A 26,003-nucleotide genomic window follows, 5' to 3' on the forward strand; every position below is an offset into this window, starting at 1 on the left:
TAAACATGGAAATTCCCCCTTTTTTAGAAATAAAACAGGCACTGCCTATCAAACACTACAACAGAAGTTCCCGAAGGGTTCCAACTGCCTGATGCCAGTCTGTTGTATGTATCCGTCTGGACGCTGAATCAGGCTGCGGAATTCTCTTGGCGGAGGGGCATCATGTCGCCCCTTTGTGGGTATGCTGTGCTGTTTCGGCTGCAACGATCAGCTTCACCCCTTCGATCGCCAGCACCCGGATCCGTTCCCCCTCTTCGAGGATTTCGCCATCCTGGGTGCGGGCGGACCAGTCCATCCCAAGCACCGAGACCCGGCCCATTCCGGGAAGGTTATCCACCGTCTGGGTCACCACCCCGGTCTTTCCGATTACGCGGTCTGCGTTGGTCGGTTCCTTGCAGGTCTTAACCACCTTTCGGACAAATGGACGGGTAGCCAGCAGTGCAGCCAGAGAGACCCCCGCAAATAGAATCCATTGGGTGCGTACCGACGCGCCCAGCGCCGCTGAAACCGCCGCGACCACTGCGCCCAGCGCAAACCAGATTGCATTGAGCTGTACCGTGATCCCCTCGGTAACCGCCATCGCGATTCCGAGAACCAGCCAGAACACCGGCATCATTGACCCAACAAACGACATAATCAGACCCCCTTGCTTTTTTTCATCTGGTGGTATCGTCAAGACACTGAAAAACAGGCATCTGCTTTTCAGAGGCGGGCAAAAGTCCGCCAGCACATTGTGTGCCGAATGACTATGTAACCCTAGAAGCAAGGCCGTAAACAGCAGCCTTTTTTAGAGAGACCGCTGCGGGTTAAAAAAACCAGAAAAAGCTTTGCTCCTGTCCTAACCGGCAGGTACCAAAGCCGATTTCAGCTTTGGTGTACGATCTTGCAGGCTGTCTGCAACATCGCCCCCGCCTTTGTGGATATTATAGCATAAAACGAGTGTTTTTCACAATGCCTGAAACAGAGCCTTTTTTTCCCGGTGGGGTCCGGGCGGGTTTTGTAGATGGGCGCATCCTCCTCGAGCTTACCCAATCGCGTCCAATCTCGCGTATACGCGCTCATACACCACTTTCAGGCGGCAGTAGTTCCGAATCAGAATGTTCTAAGGACCGCCTATAGTATCCTGGCCCGATGGGAAAACGGCCTCGTTACGCCGGGAAAAAGGGCAGATGCGGCGGTCAGGGCTTCTGGTCGCAGCTGCGGATGGATGGAACCCCGACAATGAGAGAAGCGGCGGCCAGAGTGAGCACTCCTGCGACGATAAACCAGTTTTGCACCCCACAAAGCTCGGCAAATATGCCTGAAACCGACAGAGCGACCGGTGCGACCACCAGTTGAACACTGCTTGAGATCGAGAGAACTCTGCCGAGATACTGCTGTTCGAATCCCTGCTGGAGCAGAGGGGTGTACATCCCCCAGTAGAACGGTCCAGAGACTCCCATAAAGAACGAGCAGACAGAAAATGCCCAGAATCCGTCGGGCGGGAGCAGGCCGGAAAAAATCAGGCTGGCAGACATCAGCAGGAACGAAAACAGGATGGTACGGATTTTATTTTTGGAGCCGCCCCAGCCCCCGAGGACTAACGATCCAAGCAGCAGCCCGATCGAAAAAACGATCTCCGCAATGCTTGCGTGAACATTGGTGCCGCCAAAGTAGGACATACTCATCAGCGGAAAGAGCGCACTGGTGGGCATCAGCGCGAAGGTGTAAAGTGAGCTGACCAGCACCAGCCCAAAGAGGCCGCGGTTGGAGCGCAGGATGCGGAATCCGGCAGCGGCTTCCCGCAAAAACGACCCTTTGGGTTCTGCCGTTTCGGAGCGGGCGGGCAGAGGAGGGATATGGCAGATACAGAGGGTGCAGACCGCTGCCAACGCACCGATTACATCAAGAAAAACAATGCTGCTCAAGCTCCAGACGCTGTAAATGACCGCTGCCAACGCAGGGCTGAGAATCTGCGAAACCGATTGCAGCGACTGGGAATACCCGGCGCAGCGGGTGAGCTGATCCGCCGGGACGATCTGTGGGGTGACCGCCTGAAGCGACGGGTTGTGGAATGCCGACCCGACCGACCGGGCGAGCAGGACCGAGAGGATCAGCCAGACGGGGAGCGCTCTTCCGCCCAATCCGGCGGCAACCAGCAGGAGGCTTGCGAGTGCGATCAGCAGGTCGGAAACGATCATAATTTTTTTGCGGCTGTAGCGGTCGATGTAAACCCCGATGAATGGGCCGAGCACCGCTTGTGGAAGAAACCCGGCGAGCATTGCAGCGGAGAGGACTAATGCGGAACCGGTTTTTTCGGTGAGATACCAGACGATCGCAAATTGCAGGATCGAGCTGGAAAGCTGGGAAACCGCCTGTCCGGACCAGATTATAAAAAAGTTCTTTTTCCATTGGTACATATCGAAGCCCCCTCTGCGCAGATACTTTGTCTATTATATCCAATCTGGATAGAAAGCGCAAGCGCCGGGGGCACACAGCGCGTACGGCGGCGGGGGCTCTGCCCCTCGACCCCGCGATTTTTTGAAAAAAATCGAGTAAAACTTTAGAGTTTAAAACAGAGAGGATTTCTCAGGCCGGGGAGGGACGTATGATGATTGGCTGGTAAGAGAGCCAGAGGTGGTATTACGGCGGATCTTCCGGTTTCTGCCCGAGGGGCTGCCTTTGACAGATTGCATAAAACGGTAGAAGTACAAAACAGGCATCCCGGAAACGGGATGCCTGTTTGTGTTTAAGCAGGGGTCTTTTCCTGCCGTTCTTTGTAATGGTGCGCCTGCTCAAGCAGCATATCCTTGACCTTCATCAGACGGATCTGGGTAGAGCGTTCGCTCTCGTCCAGCTTCATCGTGATGTACTTGATGTTCTCCTGCGTTTCAGGGATCATGACATGTTCGAGCGCATTGACGCGCCGGCGGGTTTTTTCGATCTCCGCAGCCATGAGCTGGCAGGACTTTTCGCACTCGGCGAGACGGAGCATATCAGGCAGGATGTCCGCCAGCGACTTTACCGCGTCGTCGAGATCACTCGAAGTGAAAGCGTAGCCATAGGAATAGATGTTGTTTGCATCCGAGGTGCGCGTCTTATACTCAAAAACCGGGATGTCCACGCTCATGACATTGCGGTGGGAGGTCTCAAGATAGACCTCCTGCATCGGCGCCATCATCGCGACATTGAGCACCTCGTCGGCCATCCCTGCGCGGGCGAGCACGAAATTTTTGTTGGCAGCAGCGATGCCCGCTTCCACCTTTTCGCGCAGTGCTTTATTCTCCCGCACGAGATCGAGAAACTGCCGCATCAGCTCGTCACGCTTATCCTTGAGCAGCTTGTGGCCGCGGGTGGTGGTCGCCAGTTTCCGCTTGAGGCGGGTCAGCTCCATACGGGTGGGGTTTACCTGTTGTTTCGCCATGACAGCTCACCCCTTACTTTCCGTAGTATTCGTCGAGGAACTCGTCCTTGATTCGTTTCAGCTCGCTGCGGGGCAGGATGTTGAGCAGCTTCCAGCCGATCGCGAGGGTTTCCTCAATGTCGCGGTTGGCGTCGTAGCCCTGCGAGACATACTCGTTTTCAAATGCGTCGGCAAACTGCGCATACAGCTTGTCGATATCGGTCAGTGCAGCCTCACCGAGGATGACCATGAGTTCTTTCGCCTCTTTGCCGCGTGCATAGGCGGCGAACAGCTGGTTCATGGTATTGGCATGGTCGGCGCGGGTCTTACCCGCACCGATTCCCTTGTCCTTCAGGCGGGACAGGGAGGGCAGCACGTCGATCGGCGGCGCAATATTTTTGCGGTAGAGGTCACGCGAAAGGATGATCTGGCCTTCGGTGATGTAACCGGTCAGGTCAGGGATCGGATGGGTTTTGTCATCTTCCGGCATGGTCAGGATCGGGATCATCGTGATCGAACCGTTTTTGCCCTTCTGCCGCCCTGCACGCTCGTACAGCGAGGCGAGGTCGGTATACATGTAGCCGGGATAACCGCGGCGTCCGGGGACCTCTTTACGGGCGGCTGAAACCTCACGCAGCGCATCCGCATAGTTGGTGATGTCGGTGAGGATGACCAGGACGTGCATGTTCTTTTCAAATGCGAGGTACTCGGCAGCGGTCAGCGCCATACGCGGGGTCGCAATACGCTCAACCGCCGGGTCATTCGCGAGGTTGATGAACAGGACGGTACGGTCGAGCGCGCCGGTCTCACGGAAACTCTCGATGAAGAAGTTGGATTCCTCGAAAGTGATGCCCATTGCGGCAAAGACAACCGCGAACGGCTCAGAGGTTCCGCGTACCTTCGCCTGCCGCGCGATCTGTGCGGCGAGGTTGGCGTGGGGCAGACCGGATGCCGAGAAGATCGGCAGCTTCTGGCCGCGGACAAGGGTATTCAGCCCGTCAATTGCTGAAACGCCGGTCTGGATGAACTCCTGCGGATAGTTGCGCGCAGCGGGGTTCATCGGCAGGCCGTTGATGTCCACCCGCTTGTCGGGCAGGATTTCGGGGCCGCCGTCGATCGGGCGCCCCAGCCCGTCGAACACGCGGGAGAGCATATCCTCCGAAACGCCAAGCTCCATGCTCCGCCCGAGGAAGCGGACCTTGGAATTGGAGAGGTTGATACCGGTCGAGCTTTCAAAGAGCTGAACCAGCGCATTGCTGCCGTCGATCTCAAGCACCTTGCAGCGGCGTTTTTCACCGGAAGCAAGCTCGATTTCACCCAGCTCGTCGTAGGTGACGTTTTCGACGCCGCGCACCAGCATCAGGGGGCCTGCGACCTCCTGGATTGTGCGGTATTCCTTCGGCATCAGAATTCCTCCTTCCGTGATACAATCTCTTCGATCTCCTGCTCGAGGGCTTTAAAGACCGCGTTATATTCGGCCTCCAGCTGCTCGGCAGGGGTATATTTGTAGCGGCCGATCCGCTCGCGGACCGGCATCTTGACCAGGTCGTCGATCGGCGCGCCTTTTTCGAGCGCAGCAACCGAGCGGTCGTAGAACGCCAGCACCAGCTCCATCATGATATACTGCTTCTGGAGCGGGGTAAAGGTGTCCACCTCGTGGAACGCATCCTGGTGGAGGAAGTCCTCGCGGATCGAACGGGCGGCCTCAAGCTTGAGGCGGTCGGGCGCGGAGAGCGCATCCATACCGACCAGCTTGACGATCTCATCCAGCTCGGATTCGTCCTGCAAAAGCCGCATGATCCGGGCGCGCAGCTCCATCCAGTCGGGCTGGACATGCCCGTTGAACCATTTGGACATCGAATCGGTGTAGAGCGAATAACTGGTCAGCCAGTTGATCGCGGGGAAGTGGCGGCGGTAGGCGAGCTGGGCGTCGAGGCTCCAGAACACCTTGACGATCCGCAGGGTCGCCTGTGTGACCGGCTCGGAGATGTCGCCGCCCGCAGGGGAAACCGCACCGATCACCGAGAGCGCGCCCTCGCGCCCATCCGCGCCGAGCGCAACCACGCGCCCGGCACGCTCATAGAACTGCGCCAGACGGCTGCCGAGGTAAGCGGGATAACCCTCTTCACCAGGCATCTCCTCGAGGCGTCCGGACATCTCGCGCAGCGCTTCCGCCCAACGGGAGGTCGAATCGGCCATCAGCGCGACCGAATAGCCCATGTCGCGGAAATATTCGGCGATCGTGATACCGGTATAGATCGACGCCTCACGCGCCGCAACCGGCATATCCGAGGTGTTTGCGATCAGGACGGTGCGCTCCATCAGCGAACGGCCGGTTTTCGGGTCTTTCAGCTCGGGGAACTCGTTCAGAACGTCGGTCATCTCGTTGCCGCGCTCACCGCAGCCGATGTACACAACGATGTCCGCGTCCGCCCACTTGGCGAGCTGATGCTGTACGACCGTCTTGCCCGAACCGAACGGGCCGGGGACCGCCGCAACACCGCCTTTGGCGATGGGGAACAGGGTGTCGATGACCCGCTGACCGGTGACCAGCGGTTTATCCGGGGAGAGCTTCTGTTTATAGGGCCGCCCGACGCGGACCGGCCATTTCTGCATCAGGGTAAGTGCCTGTTCGGAACCGTTTTCGGTCTCAATAACCGCGACCGTCTCCGAGATGGTGTAATCCCCCTCGGTGATCGACTTCAGCTTGCCGACGATCCCGGCCGGCGCCATGATCTTGTGCAGAACCACTTCGGTTTCCTGCACCGTACCGATTACATCGCCGCCCACGACCGGGTCCCCAGCAGCCATCACCGGGGTGAAATGCCATTTCTTATCGCGGTCGAGCGAGGGAACCTCAACGCCGCGCTCAAGGGAGTTGCCGCTCTTGGCCATGATCGCCTCAAGCGGACGTTGGATACCGTCATAGATATTCGAGATCAGGCCGGGGCCAAGCTCAACGCTCATCGGGACGCCGGTGGACTCCACCGGTGCGCCCGGGCCGAGGCCGGAGGTCTCTTCGTAGACCTGCACCGAAGCCTGGTCGCCGTGGATCTCGATGATCTCACCGATCAGGCGCTGGTCGCTGACGCGCACGACGTCGAACATGTTCGCATCGCGCATCCCCTCGGCGATAACCAGCGGGCCGGCTACTTTTTTGATCGTACCTTTGCTCATTTTATGCATTCACCTACTATCTATTAGTTGCCGTTGAAGATAATATCGGAGCCGACCGCCTGCTCCACAGATTTTTTGACATTGAGGATCCCCATGCCGGTGTTGCCCGAGACGCCGGGGATCGGGATGATCGCGGGGAGCGGGGCCAGGCGGTAGCGGTCGATCTCGGCTTGGATCTGTGCCGCGAGTGCTTCGGTGATATAGACGACCGCATACTCCCCTTCGGCGAGCTGGCGGAGTTTTTTGGAAGCCTCTGCCGGGTCGGTGACAGGGAAGGTATCCAGCCCGAGCGCGGCGAAGCCGTAGATGCTGTCGCGGTCCCCCATGACTGCTGTCCTATACATACATCTCCCTTACCCTTTCCCGGATCGACTGGTCGGAAAGCTGGTTGAGCTTGCCCGAAAGGATGATCCGAACCGATTTGATTTCGTTTTCGCGCCCAAGGATGTAGGCCGCCAGCGGCCCGACGCCGAAGCTCTGGAACTGCTGGGGACGGATATAACGGATGATGAGGTTATCGCACCACCGCTCAAATGCGGACGGGGACTGCCGCAGCACCTCGACCGCGTCCGCGTAGTCGGTCGTCGAGAGCAGGTCGCAGATCGAATCCAGCCCTTCGGCGGCCGCTTTCGCGAGCCGGGAGACACTCAGAGAATCGCACTCGGCCAGCGCGCGGCGGATGAAATCCATCGGCTTGCCGGTGCGTGCGCACCGCACCGCTGTTTTGATGTCAGCGGCGGCGACGGTCAGCTCCGCATACCTGCGGACCAGCTCGTCACGCGAGGCTTTGCCCGCTGCATAGACCGCATCAAGCGCCGCGCGGTCGAGGATGATGTCGCACAGCTGCCCGTCGCGGGTCTGGGCGAGCGCGGTATAAGCCTCCTCCGCAGGGCCGCGCATCGGGTCGGGCAGGGAACCCCAGTCCCGCTCCTGCACCGCGTGCAGCAGTTCCCGATGGTCGATCGTGCCATGTGAGATGAACAGCCCGAAGTCCTCCGAGCCGGTGCAGACCAGCTTGATTGCGGCTTTCAGGTTGTGGTAATCGTTGGTGTAGAGGAATACGTCAAAAACCGAGAGGTCGGGCACCAGCTCGCGCATCAGCGCCCAGGTCTTTTCCCGCTCTTCGGCAAGCAGGCTTTCGGCGGTGGGGTTGGCTTCCATCCCGCCCCAGCCTTTGTCCTGCAGCAGCCGGATGCATTCCTCATAGCTTTTGGCGGCGAGAAGCTGCTCGATCGCCTGGTCGTTGAAGAGTGCAAGCTCGTTTGCGCGGATGCGTGCGACCGCATAGGTATATGATTCAGACATTTCTTGACCTCCTTTTACCGGACTGCACGCGCGTCATGCGAACAAAAGGGCATGCACCTTATCCTGAAGCGACTCACGCGCCGCATAGAACAGCGCCTCGAGCGAACAGTTCTCTTCGACGCCGCCGTAGGTCAGCACAAAGCCGCCGTCGATGGTGCAGGGATTGGCGGAGATCGAAAGGGGGCCTTTCGCGGCCTTGGAGAGCGCCTCCGAAAAACCCTCGGGCAGGCGGCCCAGGTCAGCGGCGGAGAAAGCGATTTCCCCTTCCTGCGGCAGCGAAAATTTACCGGCCATCTTGAGAATCAGGTCGAAATACTCCTTGTCGGGCAGCGAACGGATCGACTGCTGCGCATCCGCGATCACCTCGGAGATGATCCGCTGTTTTGCGGCGAGAACCTCCCGGCGCACCGCAAGGTCAGCAGCGGATTTTGCCGCGGCGGAAGCGGCTTCCGCCGCTGTTTTCGCCTGCGCCGCAATCGCAGCACAGTCCGCCTTGGCCTGTTTCTGGGCCTCGGCGGTATATGCAGCAGCCTCTTCTTTCGCCTGTGCGATGACCTCGCTGGCCGACTGGGCAGCTTCGTCCCGGATCTGCTTTACGATTTTTTCTAATCCTGTCATCGCAGAATCCTCCTAAACTTTGTAAGTACGGAACCGATTCCGCTTAAATGTTGATCGCGCCAACGCCGCTGATGGCGAGCAGGGAGATCAGCAGGGCAAGGATCGCGTAGGTCTCGACCATTGCCGGGAAGATCATTGCCTTACCGAACTGGTCCGGGCGCTTTGCAACCATGCTGATACAGGAGACGGATGCCTTGCCCTGATAGATCGCGGACATCAGGCCGGCGATTGCCATCGGCAGGCAGGCGAAGAAGTACATGACGCCCTTGGCGAGCGAGATCTCGACCGGGGTGCCGATAACGCCGACGTTCGACAGGCAGAGGAATGCGATCAGCAGGCCGTAGATGCCCTGGGTGCCCGGGAGCAGCTGAAGGATCAGAACCTTGGAGAATTTCGCGGGGTCCTCGGTGGTAACACCGGCGGCAGCCTGGCCGGCAATGCCGACTCCGATCGCGGAGCCTGCGCCCGCAAGACAGGCGGCGAGCGCCGCGCCCAGTATCGCAAATGCAATTCCCATATTAGCCATCATGATTAGTTTTCCTCCTTAAATTTGAAATATTTGGTATGGGCAGCAAACGGTGAAAACGGACGGCTGCCGCCCTCATAAAACTTACCGAAGAACTCGACAAACTGCAGGCGGTTGCAGTGGACATACGCGCCCAGCAGTTCGATACCGAAATTGAGGATATGCCCGACTAGGAAGACGAGCACAAAGAGGATCACGCCGGGAACGGTTTTGCCTCCCATGGAACCCATCTGGTTGATAACCGAGCCGACAACGCCGGTTGCGAGGCCGAGCGCGAGCAGACGGGAGTAGGAGAGGATGTCGCTGAGGTAGCCGGTGACGTTATAGAGCTCGTAAAGCCCCTGCGCAAACCGGACAGCCGGGTTGGCGCTGTCTCCGTTGGTGAACACGATCCCCACCGCGCCGGCTGCGGCGACCCATCCGAACACGCTGCCAATGCCAGCAGGGACAGCGAACGGAAGCTGCAAAACACTGACCAGCATATCGGTCGAAAGCCCGAAAACGATCAGCCCGCCGACGAGCATATACCAGAAAATCACCTTGCAGAGCGCGCTTTTGTAATCCCTGTGCTTGATGTGCAGGTAAAGCTGGATGCCCAGGCCGGTAAACAGGTGGACAACGCCGACTGCCATCGAAAAGACGAGCAGCTTCATCGGGTCGTTGAGGGGCAGGAACCAGAGCGGCGGAATGCTGACCTCATGCCCGAGGAAGGTGCGGGAAACGACGTTGACCACGTCGCCGAAATAACTGCTGAACACGATGCCCCATGCAGCGGTCGAGATACCGCAGAAGAAGAACATCTTGACCATCTTGCGCAGGCCCGGTTCGATATTTTTGAACTTGAGCAGGACCAGGCCGGTGCCGATGCAGAGCAGCGCGCCATAGCCGAAGTCCGAGAACATCAGGCCGAAGAGGAAATAATAAAAGCAGGCCATGATCGGCGTCGGGTCGATCTCGCTGCGCAGAGGCAACCCGTACGACTCGAGCACCCCTTCGACCGGCTCCGCGAACCCGTTGTTGCGCAGTGCGCAGGGGACTTCCTCTTCCTCACCCGGATCTTCCAGCTCGACCGCGAGGTCAAACCGGCTGGTAAGCGCAGCTTCGAGCGCAGCAGCGTCCGGTTTGGGGATATACCCAGTCAACAGGAAGGTGCTGCGCGACTGGGAGAGGCAGCCGATCGCCTGATACCGTTCGGCACGCATCGTATAATAATCGGAGAGGAAGAGCAGGGATTCCCGCGCCTTGGCCTGTGAGGCGATCTCGGCCTGTGCGCTCTGCACCGCCACCTCAGCCTCCTTGGCCTGTTGAGAAAGGATGCCGATCTGCTCGGAAGGCGGGAGCTTGGACGGGGATGGGGGACGCATGAAGCCCATCGAACGGAGCGCCTCCTCCAGGGCGGGCGCATCGCCGCGCGGGACGACCGCCATAATGCAGGTCTGCTCGTTCGATTGGCTGATGAGGTCGATGTTGACCGCCTGCACCTCGGGGGCAAGCTCGGCAATCCGCCGGTATAGCTCCTCAAGGGTGAGCGGCTCGGCGAACGACCCGATAAACGCCGCAGTGGTGCGGGTCCCGGTAAACCGCATCGAGACATCGAGGCCCGCCCACGGTGCGAGCTGGTCGAGCTGGGTTTGCAGTTTCACCAGTTCCGCGCGGTTTTCCGCGATTTTTTTCGAGAGGGAAACCAGATGGGATGCTGTTTCGGAAATTTCATCCCGTTTGCCGCAGAGCGCGTCGTATTCTTTTGCGGAGATCGCGCGCCTGCCTTCGAACATGGCAAACATCGAGGACTTTTCCGGGACATACTCGTTGAGCACCTCGACAGCCTGGCTGGCGGTGGAAGCCGCTTTTTCAAACAGCGACTTCTGCTCCTGCGTGTCCGGCTTGCCGAATACCTGGTCCTGCAAGGGCAGATCGGTCAATTCGACCGCGCCGCGCCGCTGCAGGAGTTCCAGAATCTGTTTACGATCCTTTTTGAGCGCGCATATGCTGATGCGTTGCATCTGCAATACCGCCATAAAACGATACCTCCTTTTTAGATGGGATCAGCGGGCTGTCAAAACCCGCCTAGACCAGTTCGGAGAGGATCAGGTTGAGCGCCTCTTTCCGTCTGGACTGCGCCTGTGCGCGCAAGCCGTCAATCTTCGACTCCGCCGCTGTGAGCGCCTCTTTCTGGAGGCCTTCACCGAGCAGGCGCGCCTGTTCAACCTCGAGGGCGGCACGCGCTTTGGCGTCACTGATCATTTTGGAGGCCGACTGTGCACAGTCGCTCTTGGCCTTGGCAAGGATAGATTCCCGCTCAAGAGCCGCTTTTTTAGCGGTTTCTTCCGCTGCAAGCTCTGCATCCCGGATCGTCTGCACCGTATTCTGGTTCATGCTTATCACCACCTGTTTTGCACCGTTTGAAGATGTATTTTTGTAGCCATCCTTTAGAAAGGAGAGGGTCTCCATCAGAGACACCTTTGTTATTGTACACGAAAATAAGGCAAAATGCAATATAATTGGTACGAAAAAAGAGCATCTTTTTCTGGATTTCGCAAGATTTACATCGGTATCCTGCATTTTGCATTCGAGGGCTTATCAAGGGGGCTGGAGGGCTCTGGTGATATGCTCTGCAGCGCCTCTCGGCTTCCTTTTATGCCGTTGATACCGGGTTCTTCAAGCCCTTCACCAAAAAGGGCCACAACAGGTAATTGCCCATTGTGGCCCACTGCTTAACAAAGCAGAATTCAGCGTTTTCCAGTCTTTGATAAATCTGAATGGCAGCCACAGCATTTTATATTTTCTGAACACAGGCAGCAAGCAAGCCCGCATCTGGCAGTTCAAGGTTCTCTTTTCACGATATGCACTCACTTTCCCTGCAAATAAGGAATTCTCCTGCGGCTCTGGATGCCGCAGACAGGGAGCAGGGCCAATGTTGCCGGGCCAGGATTTTTGTGCTATAATCGAGTAATTGGAAAGACGCAGAATGGGTTCTTTTCGGGCTTACGGCAGGGGCGGCGGCAGCGCTGGATTGGATTGCGCAGTTATCTTGCGCGCAGAGCGTGCCGGCGGGCTTTTGCCCTCCACTTTAGTGCAAAGCAAGCGCTCGCTTTTGCGTGTGCTGACGATATCCGAAAAAGCAAAGTTGGATTTGCTGATTTGATCCGCCGGAAAAGACTGTTTTCGCGGCGGTCTTGGCGTCTGCCAAAAATGCAGGAACGAGGAAAATGGAGTATGGGAAAGCTGGCTGTTGGGATACTGGCCCATGTTGACGCGGGAAAGACCACCCTTTCGGAGGCGATGCTCTACCGGAGCGGCTGCCTGAAGAAGCTTGGGCGGGTGGACCATCGGGATGCGTTTCTGGATACCGATGCGCTCGAACGGGAGCGGGGAATCACGATCTTTTCCAAGCAGGCGGAGCTGCCGGTGGGGGAATGGGGGATCACCCTGCTGGACACACCGGGGCATGTTGATTTTTCGAGCGAGATGGAGCGGGTTCTCGGCATCCTGGATTACGCAGTCCTTGTCATCAGCGGCGCCGACGGGATACAGGGCCACACCCGTACCCTTTGGGACCTGCTCGCCAGATACCGGGTGCCGGTATTCCTGTTTGTCAACAAGATGGACCTGCCGGGCAGCGACCGGGAGGGGCTGCTGTCCGCGCTCAAAAGCCAGCTTGAGGAGGGATGCGCCGCATTCGGCGGCGAGGAAGGGGAGGCGTTCTGGGAGGAGGTCGCGCTCTGCGATGAGCAGGCGATGGCCCGCTATCTGGAGGACGGTGTTCTCCCGGACGGATTTGTCGCCTCGCTGGTTGCGCAGCGCAGACTGTTCCCCTGCTATTTCGGCTCGGCGCTCCGCCTTGACGGGGTGGACGCCCTGTTAAAAGGGATTGAACGGTTCACCCAGATGCCCGACTATCCGGAGACGTTCGGTGCGCGGATTTACAAGATTGGCCGCGACCCGGGCGGCGCGCGTTTGACCTTTCTCAAGGTCACGGGCGGGAGCCTGCGTGTGAAGGCCCTGTTGACCAACCGCCGGGAGGGGATGCCGGAAGGTGCGGTCTGGGAGGGAAAAGCCGACCAGCTGCGCATCTATTCGGGGAGCCGGTACCGGTTGGCAGAAGAGGTGTTTGCAGGGGAGGTCTGCGCGGTGGCCGGCCTGGACGGGAGCCGCCCGGGCGAAGGGCTTGGCTGTGAAGCCATGGGGGAGCCGCCCAGCCTCGAACCGGTGCTGACCTACCGGGTGGAGCTGCCCGAGGGCTGTGACCCGCACCTCGCGTTCCGGAAACTGCGGCAGCTCGAGGAGGAGGACCCGCAGCTCCGGCTTTCGTGGGACGGACAGCTGCGGGAAATACAGGTCCGGCTGATGGGTGAGGTGCAGATGGAGGTGCTCCAGCGGCTGATCCGGGAGCGGTTCGGCTGGGAGGTTTCGTTCGGGACAGGGAGCATCGTCTACCGAGAAACGATCGCCGCCCCCGTGGAAGGGATTGGGCATTTCGAGCCGCTGCGCCACTATGCGGAAGTGCATCTCCTGCTCGAACCGGGCGAACCGGGGAGCGGTTTGGAGTTCGGGACGGCGTGCAGCGAGGAGATGCTCGACCGCAGCTGGCAGCGGCTGATCCTTACCCATCTGGAGGAGCAGGTACAGCCCGGCGTGCTGACCGGATCTCCGGTCACCGATCTTCGGATCACGCTGGTTGCCGGGCGCGCCCATGAAAAGCACACCGAAGGCGGGGATTTCCGGCAGGCGACCTATCGAGCGGTACGTCAGGGGCTGATGTCCGCTGAAAGTATCCTGCTCGAACCGTGGTACCGCTTCCGGCTGGAGCTGCCCGCCGGGTCGGTGGGCCGGGCGCTCAACGATCTGCAGCGGCGGCATGGACAGGTCGACCCGCCCGAGACAGCAGGCGCGGATGCGGTGGTGACCGGTTCGGCCCCGGTTGCCTGTATGCGGGATTATGCGGTCGAGGTCGCGTCCTATACCCGCGGCCAGGGAAGGCTCTCCTGCACGCTTCTGGGGTATGCGCCCTGCCACAACCAGCAGGAGGTGGTGGAGGCGCTCGGCTACGACAGCGAGCGGGACCTTGAGCATCCGGCCGATTCGGTGTTCTGCGCGCATGGCGCGGGTTTTACCGTCCGGTGGGACCGGGTGCGGGAATATATGCATGTCGAAAGCGGGCTTCCGTCCAGAAACCCGGGGATGCAGGGGGCGGAACCCGCAGCAGGGGTGCCCCGGCGTGCCGGCCCGGCCTACGGGGGAAGCCTGGAGCAGGACAAGGAGTTACAGGCGATCTTTGAGCGCACCTATGGCCCGATCAAGCGCCGGGCGATGGCGCCGCAGTCCGCCCTTTCCCGCGTCGAACGGGAGGGTGCGGAAAAGCCTGTTCCGGCACCGGTCCCCAGCGGGCCGGAATACCTCCTGGTTGACGGGTACAATATCCTCCACGCGTGGGACGAGCTGAAAGAGATCGCCCGGGACAATCTGGACGCCGCCCGTGGAAGTTTGATGGACCTGATGAGCAACTATCAGGGATATTGCGGCTGCGAGGTGATCCTGGTGTTCGACGCTTACAAGGTGCCGGGAAACCCGGGGTCGGTCACCCGGTACCACAATATCCACGTGGTCTACACCAAAGAGGCGGAAACAGCCGACGCCTATATCGAGAAGGCCACCTATGAGATCGGGAAAAACCATCGGGTGCGGGTGGCCACCTCGGACAGCGCGGAACAGCTGATTATTTTGGGGCATGGTGCGCTGCGGCTTTCGGCGCGGGCGTTCCGTGAGGAGGTTGAGCTGGTCGAGGGGAAGATTTCCGCTGCGCTGGCACGCAGCAACCGGCGGGTCAAATCCGATGCCATGCGGGATGCATTCGAAAAAGCCGGACGGTGACAGCCTGTCCGGCTTTGGAAGATAAGGAGAGGGCTTTTTCACTGGCAAAAAGCCCTCTTTTTTGTCGCTGGCTGTCGGCGGGAGACGCCGCGCTTGCCGAGGCCCTTTAAAAGACACCTTTTGTTCCCTGTAGCTGTGGCAGCAAAAAGAGCACCGCTGCAAGGAAGAGGATGGCCACACGGATCATCTGACCGTTCTGTCCGGACATGGAAAGTCCCCCCTTTTTTCACAGGATATGCGGGAAAGGGAGGGGACGTGCGTGGATCAGAAGAACAGCATCCAAAGGACACAGGACAGCAGCAGAATGCCGGCGGCGATCAACAGGATCGGAAGGCATCCGGGGCGGCAGCCGCTCGGACGGCACCGGCGCAGCGGCGGGCGGCAGTCACAGCATTTCATATAGGCAGCCTCCAAAATAGAAAAGTCAAAAGGGCGGGACCCTGCATAGGATAGAGCGGGAGGTGAACAGACATATGAACCGTCATCGTCAGATCGGGTATATAGGACGCAGGCACTGCGGCCAGCCGGGTTTTTCACCGCAGCAGGACTGGAACCACCCGCGTCAGGCGCCGGTACCTGAACCGGTCCGTCCGAAAATCCCGGAACCGCTCCCGGTCTACCGCGCGGAGCCCCAGTACCGGATCAATTCGGCCGAAGCCAGGCTGGTGCGATTTTAAATCATGAGGGAGGCAGGCAAAAGGCCGACAGGGCATCCTCAAACAGCCGGATATGCAGCTGTTCGTCCAGTGCGAGGCGGCGCAGCATCGCTGAGACCTTTTTGTCCCGGATTTGGCCGGCGTGTACGCGGTAGGTGCGGCAGGAGAACCGCTCGGCTTCGATGTTGTTCCGGAGCATCTGCGCAAGGCTGCGGCTGGTATAGTCAACCATTCCCCCATTCCATGGAACACAGCCCGGCGGGCTGGGGACATAGTAGCGTGGTTCCCCGCCGAGCAGAAGGATGAGCTGTCCGAGGATGTCCAGATGCTTCATCTCGACCATTGCAATGCGGATCAGCAGATGGGAGAGCTCGGGAGTGGTTTTTTGAAGCATCCAGCTCTGGTAGCAATACCGGGTAATGGCGGTCAGCTCCCCGCGCCGGGAGGCAAAACTCTTGGAAAGCAGCTCTACATAGCGGCAGTCCTGCCCGCAGACAGCGATCTCGGGATAAGGGGCAGGGTCGGCAGTGGGCGGAAGCGGCATAAAAACTCCTCCTGAAGGTTTCTGAAAAAAGGTTCGGTATGAGACATCTCTATGTGCACCACGCCGGTGATATGCCTGCAAACAGATAGAAAAGCCTGTTTCCACGTCCCAGACAGGGGGACCGGAAACAGGCTTCTGTTGTTGTGGGAGCGGTCAGGACTGCGCCCCGCCGCTCTGACGCATCAGCTTTTCCGCATAGCTGCGCAGCTCCTCTTCGCTGGAAAACTTGACGCCGCACTGTTTGATGGTAGCCTGTACCACCGGCGGGAGGGATGAGAAATACTGCCCGTCAGATGCGCCCTTGTTGCTGTTTAAAAGTGGATTCTGCATGGAAAAACCTCCTGATTTGATCGGTTGCTGGTAGGGGGACAACGCCCCTGAAAAACAGTATGTCCGGAAATCGGGCGTCTATGACAGCAGCGGCAACAACCAGCCGGGGAAGGCATACAATGGGTTGACAGGAGGTGAGAGGATGAATCTGAAAAACGGACAGATTACGGTGGGGGAGGTTCTTTCAAACCCAAATGCGCGCGCCCTGCTCCAGCGGGAATATCCCGCGCTGCTCAACCATCCGATGCTGGGGATGGCGCGGGGGATGACACTGAATCAGGTGCTGGGCATGGCACGCGGGAAGGTTTCCCAGCAGCAGGTAAACCGGCTGTTTGAGCAGTTAAGCCGGATCTAGTTCAGAGGTTTTTTGAGAAAAGGAATTGTATTTTGCATGGATTTGCCCTATAATCAAACTGCTGAAGCCGGCGGTCAAAGGCGGCTTGGGACTGTATCGCCAGCAAACTGGAAAACAAGCGGAAGAGAACCAAAAATCGAACAGACAGAAAAAGGAGAAACAGATGGCAAAGATGTGCGAACTGCCGAACCTGGATTATTTCAGCTTTGGCAACCCTTACATTGGAAGCGTGGAGTCCTTCCGGTACCGGATTTCCCCGTCCGGGGAGGCGATGACAGCCGAGGTCTACCTCGATGTCTGTTACGAGAAGGCGCAGGTGCTTGATCGGGAGGAGTTCCCGATCGACGCGGATGGACTTGCCCGGATGGCCGAATGGCTCACCGAAAAACAGCGGGTTTATGGATGAACCCGTCCCAACCAGAGAAACAGAGGCTTTGCGGTATGAATTTACAAAAGGTTCATAAGCGGCCTCTGTTTTTGTGCTATACTGGTTCACGTTATTTGACGAGATCGTCAACACACGGGAAAACCATTCTGTTGGCATCTGCCAACATCAGAAGTTCAACTGGAGGATTTTTGGAAATGAAAAGATGGATTTCAATACTGCTTGCGCTGGCATTGGCCGCAGGCATCTCGGCCTGCGGTACGCAGGGGGCCGATTCCTCGTCCGGGGCTGGATCGGAGGGGGAATCTTCGTCCTCCTCCGAGGCGGAGAGCAGCAGCTCGGACAGTGCTTCCGATGTGGAGGTCCCAGAGATTCCGGCGGAAAAGCCGCTTCCGGGGGATGAGCTTTCGGCGGCGGAGCTGGCGGAACAGATCGACGCGCTTTATAACGGGACCGGCGACTATGCCGGGCTGCCGGTTCTGACCCTCGAGACCAGCGAAGGGACCATCAAAATCCGGCTGTTCCCCGAGCAGGCGCCCAAGGCGGTCGAGAACATTGTGACCCATGCGAAGGAAGGTTATTATGATGGGCTGACCTTCCACCGGGTCATCAAGGATTTCATGATCCAGGGCGGCGACCCCGAGGGGACCGGGGCTGGCGGTGAGAGTATCTTCGGCGAGCCGTTTGAGGACGAGTTCACCGACCTGCTGCACAACTTCCGGGGTTCCCTTTCGATGGCGAATGCGGGCTACACCACCAACGGCAGCCAGTTCTTTATCGTGCAGAATCCCAGCGCGATCAAAAGCGATGAAGAAGTTGACCAGTTTCTGACCATGATGTACCAGAACAGGATCGTCTATCAGGCGAGTATGCGTCTGGATGCAATGATCGACCAGATCACCACACAGGAGCAGTTCAATGCGGTATATGAGCAGCTCAACAACGAGCTGCTTGCAAAGATGAACGAAGGCGTCCCGGATGATTACCGGGAGCGGATGAAGCCGGTGATTGAGAAATACCGGGAGCTTGGGGGGACCCCGCATCTGGACTACATGCATACTGTGTTCGGCTTTGTGACCGAGGGGATGGATGTCGTGGACAAGATCGCCGCGCTCCAGAGCGATGAGGTGGACGAGGGCGGAAACCCGACCGGCAAGCCGACCAAGGAAATCAAAATTGTGAAGGCAACTGTGGCGGAGTGAGTACCTGCCCGGCATTTCGCAAAAAGCCCGCCGGGCTTTGTTCCAGCCCGCGGGCCGCTGCGGCGGCATCCAAAGGCTGCGGGGCCGAAGGGCATCCAGCAAGCGGATACAGGGAGATATAGCAACAACCGAAAGGCGGCGGGCGCAAAAACCCGCTGCCTTTACATCTGTGACGGAGGGGAAACATGAAACTGTTCGTGCGTGAAAAAGCGTTTTACAAGCTGCTTTTGACGATTGCAGTACCAATCGCGCTGCAAAACCTGATTACCGTATCGGTCTCGATGATGGATACCCTGATGATCGGGCAGCTCGGTGAAACCCAGCTTTCGGCAACTTCCATCGCAAACCAGCTCTGGTTTATGCTGATGATTGTCTGCTTTGGGGTAGCGGGCGGCGCAAACGTCCTGATTGCCCAGTATTGGGGCAAGGGTGACGTGGAAGTCATCAAACGGGTGCAGGCGATGACCTACAAGATCAGCCTTGCGGCGGCGCTCTTTTTCGGGTCGGTCGCCCTCTTCTTTCCCCGCCAGTTTATGGGCATTTTCACCACCGAGCAGGCGGTAATCGAATACGGTGCGCAATATCTGCGGATCATCGGCTGGTCCTATCCGCTCTATGCGATGGCCAATGTCGCGATCATGATGCTCCGTTCGGTCGGGACAGTCAATATCTCGGTGGTTGTCTACCTCAGCTCACTGGTGGTCAATACCTCGCTCAACTATTGTTTGATCTTCGGGAAATTCGGATTCCCTCGGCTGGAGGTGCGCGGCGGCGCAGCTGCAACCGCCTGCGCGCGGGTGGCGGAGTTTGCAATCACTGCTTATTATATCCTGCGCAGGGAGGGGAAAATCAGGTTCCGGCTCCCGGACCTGCTTCCCAATAACCGCGCCCTCTACCGCAAATATATTGCAATCTCGATACCGGTGATCGGCAATGAACTGATGTGGGGGCTGGGGACCTCGATGGTTGCGGTGGTGATCGGTCGGATGGGCACCAATTTTGTCGCGGCGAACAGCATCTATACCGTACTGAACCAGTTTGTCTCGGTGATGATCTTCGGGGTGGGCAACGCCGCGCTGACCATTGTGGGCAATACGATCGGCAGCGGGGATTACGAGCTGGCCAAACAGCGCTCGGTGACCCTGCTGATGCTTTCGCTCGGGCTGGGGCTTTTTTCGGCAGGGGTCACCCTCCTGCTCGGCCCGATGGTCGTTTCGATGTACAACCTCTCCCCCGAGACGGTGGAGATCGCACTCGCCATCACCCGGCTTGGCGCGCTGATCGTCTTTTTCCAGTCGATCGCGCTCATCGGGATGGTCGGGGTGCTCCGCGCAGGCGGGGACGCCAAGTTCGTCCTGCTCTGTGAGGTGGTCTTCCTCTGGTTTGTGGCGGTGCCCGCCGGATTCTATACCGGGCTGGTGCTCGGATGGCCTGCCGCACCGGTATTCCTGCTGCTCAAATGCGACGAAATCCTAAAATCCCTGATAACAATGGTGCGGATCGTCCGGTTCCGGTGGCTGCGGGATGTAACAGGCCGTTAGTTTTGGAGTTTTTCACAAAAATACCAGCTTTTTTGCGCCCGGTTTTGCAAATGCATCTTGACAAAAGGCGGACAGATCGAGTATAATGGCAATATGTTAATTTTGTTGTTGGGACTTTGGCACGTCGCAGGCGAGCAGGGGGAGATCGGATGAATGCAGTTTCCCATCCGGAAGCTGTGCTGTTCCGGGCAGAAAGCGATGAGCAGCTCGTGGCGCGTGCGAAAGACGGCGATGATGAGGCGCTGACAGCTTTGATCCAGCGGTACGCGCCTTTTGTCCGGATGAGGGCAGGCGCCTACGGCGTGAAGGAACTGGATGCGGATGACCTGTATCAGGAGGGAATGATTGCCCTGCTGACCGCAGTGCGCAATTACTGTGCAGGTTTGAACAGCAGTTTCCGGACGTTTGCGTCGGTCTGTATCAACAACAAGTTAAACAGTGCATTGCGTGCGCATATGCGGGAGAAAAATGCCCCGATGCGCGGATATCTTTCACTCAGCGAGCCGGAGGTTCCAGAGGAGGCGCTCACCGCGCATACGCTGGATCCGGAACAGCTTGTGATCCAGAGTGAGGAGACCGATGCACGCAACAGGCGGATCGAAACTCTTTTGTCCTTGTTTGAACGGCAGGTTTTAAAACTGTATCTCAGCTCATATTCTTATGAAGAGATGTCGAAACAACTCGGTTCATCCACCAAAGCTGTTGACAATGCCTTGCAAAGAGTGCGGCGAAAGCTGCGGACAGTATTTACCCTTGAGTGATGTGCCCGCGTATCCCCTATTTTGTGACAGTCCCGTAGAGGGATTGCATATATACCCTTTGGCACCTATTGGCAGAGCTTGAAATCAATCTCGGTCTACGCAGTTCCAGCGGGTAAATCCAATTTTTAAGCGAGGTTATCAAAATGTACACAGACAAAACACTAACATGCAAAGAGTGCGGAGCCGAGTTCGTTTTTACTGCTGGCGAGCAGGAGTTTTATGCTGAAAGAGGCTTTGTGAACGAGCCGCAGAGATGCAAAGCTTGCCGCGATGCGCGCAAGAACAATGCAAGACCCCAGAGAGAGATGTTTACCGCTGTCTGCGCGAGCTGTGGAGCCGAGGCGAAAGTCCCCTTCCAGCCCCGTGAGGACCGCCCGGTCTATTGCTCTGACTGCTTCGCCAAGATGAAAGACGCGCAGTAATTTCCGTAAAATGAAACGGTATCCTCTCGGGTGATCTGCCCAGAGCGGATATGCGTAAAATAAGCGGTACATGGATGACATTCATGTACCGCTTTCTTCGTATCCGGGTTCTGCTTTCCCGCTTTTACACGCCCGCTGGCTTTTACAAATATAAAAATCAGGACCGGGATTGCCTGAGAAATCGGGAGTGTCACGCTGCCCCGCTTTCAAACAGGCCCCGCCCCCAGAGGTGAACGATATGAAAAAACTCGGTTTTGGCACGATGCGGCTGCCCTTGACAGATCCCGACAACGCTGGGAGCGTCGATCTCGAACTGTTCAAGGAGATGGTGGACACCTATCTTTCCAACGGATTCTCCTATTTTGACACAGCCTGGCCTTACTGTAGGGAACAGAGCGAGTGCGCAGTCCGGACAGCGCTCGTGGAACGCTACCCGCGTGACCGCTATCAGCTGACAGATAAGCTGCCGGCTTATGTCCTGCACTCTTTTGATGACAGAGATCGGATTTTTCAGGAACAGCTTCGAAAAACCGGGGTGCGCTATTTTGATTACTATTTTTTGCACAATATCAACGCCTCCACCCTCCCGGACTTCGAGCGCTTTGACTGTTTCGGCTGGATCAAGCGGAAAAAAGCCCAGGGGGATACCAGGCATATCGGTTTTTCCTATCACGATGGGCCGGAGCTGCTCGACAAACTGTTGACAGAGCATCCAGAATTTGAGGTCGTACAGCTACAGCTCAACTACCTTGACTGGGAGAGCCTTGGCATACAGTCAAAAAAATGCTACGAGGTTTGTGTAAAGCATGGAAAGCCGGTTTTTGCGATGGAGCCGGTCAAGGGGGGCACACTGGCAGAGGTGCCGCAAGCGGTCGAAGAGCTGTTCCAGGGATATGCTCCGGGCCGCTCGGCAGCGTCGTGGGCCATTCGATTTGCCGCAAGCCATGAGCAGGTTCAGCTTGTTCTGTCGGGGATGAGCAATCTCCAGCAGCTTTTGGATAACATCAGCTATATGTCGGCGTTTCAGCCGCTGGACGAGACCGAGATGGCTTTGGTAAAACAGGCCGCGGAGCAGATCAACAAACAGGTGGAAATCCCCTGTACGGCCTGCGCCTACTGCACAGAAGAGTGTCCAAAACGGATAGCAATTCCTCAATATTTCTCTCTGTATAATGCGGAGGCGCAGGAACGGAAAACGAAAACCTTTACCGTACAAGCAGCATATTACGAAAATCTGGCCTTGGCCTTTGGAAAAGCCAGTGATTGCATCAAATGTGGAAAGTGTGAGAAGCATTGCCCGCAGCATCTCCCAGTCAGGAATTATCTGGAGGATGTTGCGGCGAAATTTGAAAGATAGCCGCGCATATTCCAAAAAACGCACCATGCAGGAACCGATGCCCTGTATCGTGCGTTTTGGTGGTGCGGTCGTTGCTGGAGGCATTCTTACAGGCCCGTTTTAATCCCCTTCCCGCACCAGATAGAGGTTGTGATCCTGGTCGAAGAACGAGAACATCCGCCCGTAGGGGAACTCTTCCAGCTTGCCGACCTCGATCCCGTTCTTTTTCATCTTGCGGTGGAGCCGGTCGAGGTTGTGCGCGCAGAGGATCACCGAGGGATGCCCCACAGGTACCTCCGGGTTCTGGGCCTGCATGACGGCTTTTGGGTAGAGCACAAAGCTGATGCGGGAATCGGGTGCGGCAACCTCCAGCCAGTTCAATCCAGGGCCGGCCGCCTGTTCGTATGCGACCCGGTACCCCATCCGGTCGACCCAGAAATGTTTTGCCTGCTGCTGGTCCTCGACATAGATGGTCACTTTTGAAAGTTTAGGTATCATATGCATCCTCCTGACTTTGATTGAAAATATCTTCTGATATCGTGAACACACGCCAAAACAACGGGTTGTTTTGGCGTGTCGGGCCAAAGCCCGCAAGCACGCTTTGCGTGCCTGATGGCTATGTAATAGGAGCAGTACGGCCCCAGTAGCTTTCTGTGGCGGCCCCGCTGGATCATACTGCCTCTTTTTAACTACTTTTAGTATAGTCTGCCCTGTCTATTCCAAAATTACTTGAAAACAGGAAAAAGATTGTCCCCGGATCACCCGGCTGCATGGGAAAAGGCTCACTTTTAGACATAATACAGAATATGTGCAAAATCGTCTGCGGAGAAGTGCGCGGCCCAGAAAAAACCTGGGGACAAGGTGTTCTGGGAAGAAAAAGGTTGACCTTTCCAGGCGGATAAATTATACTGGAAGAAAGGCCGGTATGCAGATTTCGGCAGCCGGGCCGTTCAACGAGACGATGCGAGGGAGGGCCTGCCATGAAAAAATTTGTGATTACGATTGCGCGTGAATATGGAAGCGGCGGAAAGCAGATCGGGAGACTGCTGGCGAAAGAGCTGGGGGTCGGTTACTACGACCGGGAGCTGCTCCGGATGGCCTCGGATGACAGCGGGATCAACGAATCCCTCTTCGCCAATGCGGATGAAAAATTCAAGCGTACCCTGCTCTTCAAAACCGCGCGGGGCGCCTATACCGGTGAACTGATCCCGCCGGATAAGGGGGAGTTCACCTCCAACGAAAACCTGTTCAATTTTCAGGCGAGGGTGATCCGGCGGCTGGCCGAGAGCGAATCCTGTATCATTATCGGACGGTGTGCCGACTATATCCTGCGGGATATGGAGCATGTCGTGCGGATCTATGTGCATGCGCCGTTCGAACACTGCGTCAATGAGTCGATGCGGATTCATCCGCAGATGACCCGCGATGAGGTCACCCGCTATATCACCAGAATCGACAAGGAGCGCGCGCTCTACTACAAGTACTTCACCGGTCTGGACTGGAAAAATGCGGATAACTATGATCTCTGCCTGAACAGCAAGGAACTGGGTTGGGAGAAATGCGTTTCGCTGGTCAAGGCATATCTGGAAATCAAACTGAGCTGAACAGGAAAACAGAAAGGAACCCCCGCTGCCCCAAATGGGGCAGCGGGGGTTCCGCTCATACTTTAAACTTTCCATTATGTGGAATTATGTGTTGGATTCCTCATACATACTGTACAGGCTGTGGTAGATGCCCCGTTTTTCCATCAGTTCTGCATGGTTCCCCTGTTCGGCGATACCATCTTCGGTCAGGACAAGAATCGTATCCGCCCCGCGGATGGTGGTCAGCCGATGGGCGATCGTGAAGGTGGTACGCCCATGCGCCAGTTTTTCGAGCGACTGCTGCACAATCCGCTCGCTTTCGTTGTCGAGCGCGGAGGTGGCCTCGTCGAGGATCAGGATGGGCGGGTTTTTGAGGAATACGCGTGCGATACTGATCCGCTGTTTCTGGCCTCCGGAGAGCCGCACCCCGCGTTCCCCGACATAGGTGTCATACCCGTCCGGGAACTCGCTGATAAAGCCATGTGCGCCCGCCAGCTTGGCCGCCTCAATGACCTCCTGCCGGGAGGCGCCCGGCTTCCCGTAGGCGATGTTTTCATAGACCGACCCGGCAAACAGGTAGACATCCTGCTGTACCACCCCGATCTGCTGCCGGAGGGAGTGGAGGGTGAGGGAGCGGATGTCCTGCCCGTCGATCAGGATGCGTCCGCTGGTCACGTCGTAGAACCGCGGGATCAGGTTGCAAAGGGTGGTTTTGCCACTGCCCGAAGGCCCGACCAGCGCGACGCTTTCCCCTGGCTTGACCGTCAGGTTGATGTCCGCAAGCACAGGGGCAGGGTCATCCGCATAGTGGAACCCGACCTGCTCGAACCGGATGTTCCCCTCGACCTGCCCCAGCTCGGACGCGTCTGGTGCATCCTCAATGTCGACCGGCGCATCAATCACTTCAATGAACCGTTCGATCCCAGTCATGCCGCGCTGGAACTGCTCGGTAAACTCGACAATGCGCCGCACCGAGGCCAGCAGCGTCGTGACATAAAGCAGGTAGGCGATGAAATCAGCGGCGGTGATCTTTCCATAGGTCATGAACAGCCCGCCGATCACCATGACCGCCAGATACATCACCCCGTCATAGATGCGGGTGGTGCTGTTGAACCCCGCCATATAGCGGTATTGCTCTTTTTTGATCTCGAGAAACGCCTGATTTCCTTCGTCAAACTTTTCCTTCTCCAGCTCCTCATTAGCAAAGGATTTGACCACGCGCACGCCAAGGAGGCTGTCCTCGACCTGTGCGTTGATCTCGCCTGTCTGGTTGCGGGACTTTTTAAACGCCCGGCGCATCCTGCGGTTGAAATAGATGGTCGAAAGCAGCATGAGCGGGATGATCGCGAAGATAATCAGGGTCAGCGTGAGGCTGTAGTTCGAGAGGATCGCAAACGATACCACGATTTTCAACCCGGCGATGAAAAATTCTTCGGGGCAGTGGTGGGCAAACTCGGTCACATCGAACAGGTCGCTTGTAATCCGCGCCATGATTTGCCCAATCTTGTTGCTATCGTAAAAGGTGTAGGACAGCCGCTGGAGATGGTCAAACAGATCGCGGCGCATGTCGGTTTCGATCCGGGCTCCCATCACATGCCCGATGCTCTGCATAAAATAGTTTGCGGATGCATCGACGATCCGCAGAACCAGATAGAGCAGCCCGACCCGCAGGATGAGCGGGACAGTCAGCCCGATTGCACCGCCGGTGCCGCGGTTGGTGAGAAACCGCACGATCAGCGGCAGCACCAATTCGCAGACGGTGGTGAGCGCCGCGCAGACCAGGTCGATCAGCATAATTGCGGCGTAAGGTTTGAAATAGGGGGCGAAGCGGCGTAAAAGCACGCTCGTCTTCATCTGTCGATTGTTCAAAAAGGTCCCTCCCGGTGAATTTGTTGCCTGTCAAAGGCGGTTTGGCAGGCGGGCAGGCTTAGAACCCGTATTCATAATCCGGCGCTCCCGGATTATGAATACAGGTTCTTAATATTGGCTTGCATTTCACTGATCCCGCA

At 57.6% G+C, this 26,003-nt stretch carries 26 protein-coding genes; 10 read left to right on the plus strand and 16 right to left on the minus strand.

From position 1 onward, the window contains the following. Window positions 1-160 precede the first annotated feature (160 nt). From C814_RS06225 to C814_RS06275, 11 genes are all read right to left on the minus strand, one after another. A complete protein-coding gene (locus C814_RS06225; protein WP_016314769.1) occupies window positions 161-634 on the minus strand; it encodes an NfeD family protein in 474 nt (157 codons plus the stop codon). A 544-nt stretch (window positions 635-1,178) separates the two neighbouring features. Continuing rightward, window positions 1,179-2,399: an MFS transporter gene (locus tag C814_RS06230; protein ID WP_016314770.1), complete on the minus strand. Its 1,221-nt coding sequence runs from the start codon at window positions 2,397-2,399 to the stop codon at window positions 1,179-1,181. A gap of 329 nt (window positions 2,400-2,728) precedes the next feature. Next, window positions 2,729-3,403 carry a V-type ATP synthase subunit D gene (locus C814_RS06235; protein WP_016314771.1) on the minus strand — a complete coding sequence of 225 codons (675 nt, stop codon included), beginning with the start codon at window positions 3,401-3,403 and terminating at the stop codon, window positions 2,729-2,731. 13 nt (window positions 3,404-3,416) lie between these two features. Then, window positions 3,417-4,787: a V-type ATP synthase subunit B gene (locus C814_RS06240; RefSeq protein ID WP_016314772.1), complete on the minus strand. Its 1,371-nt coding sequence runs from the start codon at window positions 4,785-4,787 to the stop codon at window positions 3,417-3,419. Beyond that, window positions 4,787-6,559, minus strand: coding sequence for a V-type ATP synthase subunit A (locus C814_RS06245; protein ID WP_016314773.1), 1,773 nt, complete (start codon window positions 6,557-6,559; stop codon window positions 4,787-4,789). Before C814_RS06245 ends, C814_RS06240 begins: the two co-directional genes overlap by 1 nt. A gap of 23 nt (window positions 6,560-6,582) precedes the next feature. Then, on the minus strand, window positions 6,583-6,903 hold the full coding sequence (locus C814_RS06250; protein WP_022788165.1) for a V-type ATP synthase subunit F: 321 nt from the start codon (window positions 6,901-6,903) through the stop codon (window positions 6,583-6,585). Beyond that, entirely contained in the window at window positions 6,896-7,864 is a 969-nt protein-coding gene (locus C814_RS06255) for a V0D/AC39 family V-type ATPase subunit (protein ID WP_016314775.1), read from the minus strand. The genes C814_RS06250 and C814_RS06255 overlap by 8 nt, the downstream gene beginning before the upstream one ends. 33 nt (window positions 7,865-7,897) lie before the next feature. Continuing rightward, entirely contained in the window at window positions 7,898-8,482 is a 585-nt protein-coding gene (locus tag C814_RS06260) for a V-type ATP synthase subunit E (RefSeq protein ID WP_016314776.1), read from the minus strand. Window positions 8,483-8,525: 43 nt separating this feature from the next. Beyond that, on the minus strand, window positions 8,526-9,008 hold the full coding sequence (locus C814_RS06265) for a V-type ATP synthase subunit K (protein ID WP_031219367.1): 483 nt from the start codon (window positions 9,006-9,008) through the stop codon (window positions 8,526-8,528). Window positions 9,009-9,013: 5 nt separating this feature from the next. Further along, a complete protein-coding gene (locus C814_RS06270) occupies window positions 9,014-11,026 on the minus strand; it encodes a V-type ATP synthase subunit I (RefSeq protein WP_016314778.1) in 2,013 nt (670 codons plus the stop codon). Between the two features lie 49 nt (window positions 11,027-11,075). After that, on the minus strand, window positions 11,076-11,384 hold the full coding sequence (locus C814_RS06275) for a hypothetical protein (RefSeq protein ID WP_147407906.1): 309 nt from the start codon (window positions 11,382-11,384) through the stop codon (window positions 11,076-11,078). A gap of 840 nt (window positions 11,385-12,224) precedes the next feature. Between C814_RS06275 and C814_RS06280 the strand changes: the two genes are divergently transcribed. Further along, window positions 12,225-14,879 carry a translation factor GTPase family protein gene (locus C814_RS06280; RefSeq protein WP_016314780.1) on the plus strand — a complete coding sequence of 885 codons (2,655 nt, stop codon included), beginning with the start codon at window positions 12,225-12,227 and terminating at the stop codon, window positions 14,877-14,879. Between the two features lie 264 nt (window positions 14,880-15,143). Here the strand turns inward: C814_RS06280 and C814_RS24755 are convergent, their stop codons facing one another. Further along, window positions 15,144-15,278, minus strand: coding sequence for a hypothetical protein (locus tag C814_RS24755; RefSeq protein WP_022788166.1), 135 nt, complete (start codon window positions 15,276-15,278; stop codon window positions 15,144-15,146). A gap of 74 nt (window positions 15,279-15,352) precedes the next feature. On the opposite strand from C814_RS24755, the gene C814_RS06285 reads away from it, so the two are divergent. Continuing rightward, window positions 15,353-15,556, plus strand: a complete 204-nt coding sequence (locus C814_RS06285) for a hypothetical protein (protein WP_016314782.1) — start codon at window positions 15,353-15,355, stop codon at window positions 15,554-15,556. Window position 15,557: 1 nt separating this feature from the next. Here C814_RS06285 and C814_RS06290 read toward each other — a convergent pair whose 3' ends face one another. Together C814_RS06290 and C814_RS24035 are read right to left on the minus strand one after the other, a co-directional pair. After that, the gene (locus C814_RS06290) at window positions 15,558-16,079 is read right to left on the minus strand and encodes a ferritin-like domain-containing protein (protein WP_016314783.1); all 522 of its coding nucleotides are present in this window, start codon (window positions 16,077-16,079) and stop codon (window positions 15,558-15,560) included. A 153-nt stretch (window positions 16,080-16,232) separates the two neighbouring features. Beyond that, window positions 16,233-16,409: a hypothetical protein gene (locus C814_RS24035; protein ID WP_016314784.1), complete on the minus strand. Its 177-nt coding sequence runs from the start codon at window positions 16,407-16,409 to the stop codon at window positions 16,233-16,235. A 142-nt stretch (window positions 16,410-16,551) separates the two neighbouring features. Here C814_RS24035 and C814_RS06295 point away from each other — a divergent pair, with 142 nt between their 5' ends. From C814_RS06295 to C814_RS06320, 7 genes are all read left to right on the plus strand, one after another. Beyond that, entirely contained in the window at window positions 16,552-16,764 is a 213-nt protein-coding gene (locus C814_RS06295; protein ID WP_016314785.1) for a hypothetical protein, read from the plus strand. 163 nt (window positions 16,765-16,927) lie between these two features. Then, on the plus strand, window positions 16,928-17,170 hold the full coding sequence (locus C814_RS23360) for a hypothetical protein (RefSeq protein WP_016314786.1): 243 nt from the start codon (window positions 16,928-16,930) through the stop codon (window positions 17,168-17,170). 176 nt (window positions 17,171-17,346) lie between these two features. Continuing rightward, window positions 17,347-18,351, plus strand: coding sequence for a peptidylprolyl isomerase (locus tag C814_RS06300; protein WP_016314787.1), 1,005 nt, complete (start codon window positions 17,347-17,349; stop codon window positions 18,349-18,351). Between the two features lie 185 nt (window positions 18,352-18,536). Next, window positions 18,537-19,892, plus strand: a complete 1,356-nt coding sequence (locus C814_RS06305) for an MATE family efflux transporter (protein WP_016314788.1) — start codon at window positions 18,537-18,539, stop codon at window positions 19,890-19,892. A gap of 149 nt (window positions 19,893-20,041) precedes the next feature. Beyond that, window positions 20,042-20,653 carry a sigma-70 family RNA polymerase sigma factor gene (locus tag C814_RS06310; RefSeq protein ID WP_016314789.1) on the plus strand — a complete coding sequence of 204 codons (612 nt, stop codon included), beginning with the start codon at window positions 20,042-20,044 and terminating at the stop codon, window positions 20,651-20,653. Between the two features lie 143 nt (window positions 20,654-20,796). Next, complete coding sequence (locus tag C814_RS06315; protein WP_016314790.1) at window positions 20,797-21,075, plus strand: zinc-ribbon domain containing protein; 279 nt, start codon at window positions 20,797-20,799, stop codon at window positions 21,073-21,075. Window positions 21,076-21,313: 238 nt separating this feature from the next. Further along, window positions 21,314-22,432 carry an aldo/keto reductase gene (locus C814_RS06320; RefSeq protein ID WP_022788168.1) on the plus strand — a complete coding sequence of 373 codons (1,119 nt, stop codon included), beginning with the start codon at window positions 21,314-21,316 and terminating at the stop codon, window positions 22,430-22,432. Window positions 22,433-22,531: 99 nt separating this feature from the next. Here C814_RS06320 and C814_RS06325 read toward each other — a convergent pair whose 3' ends face one another. After that, window positions 22,532-22,909, minus strand: coding sequence for a VOC family protein (locus C814_RS06325; RefSeq protein WP_016314792.1), 378 nt, complete (start codon window positions 22,907-22,909; stop codon window positions 22,532-22,534). A 482-nt stretch (window positions 22,910-23,391) separates the two neighbouring features. Here C814_RS06325 and C814_RS06330 point away from each other — a divergent pair, with 482 nt between their 5' ends. Further along, window positions 23,392-24,015, plus strand: a complete 624-nt coding sequence (locus C814_RS06330) for a cytidylate kinase-like family protein (RefSeq protein ID WP_016314793.1) — start codon at window positions 23,392-23,394, stop codon at window positions 24,013-24,015. A gap of 84 nt (window positions 24,016-24,099) precedes the next feature. Here the strand turns inward: C814_RS06330 and C814_RS06335 are convergent, their stop codons facing one another. Then, window positions 24,100-25,848 (minus strand): ABC transporter ATP-binding protein, encoded by a 1,749-nt coding sequence (locus C814_RS06335; RefSeq protein WP_031219371.1) that lies wholly within the window; start codon window positions 25,846-25,848, stop codon window positions 24,100-24,102. Between the last annotated feature and the right edge of the window lie 155 nt (window positions 25,849-26,003).

The sequence above is a fragment of the Anaerotruncus sp. G3(2012) genome (genome assembly GCF_000403395.2).
Taxonomy (GTDB): domain Bacteria; phylum Bacillota; class Clostridia; order Oscillospirales; family Ruminococcaceae; genus Anaerotruncus.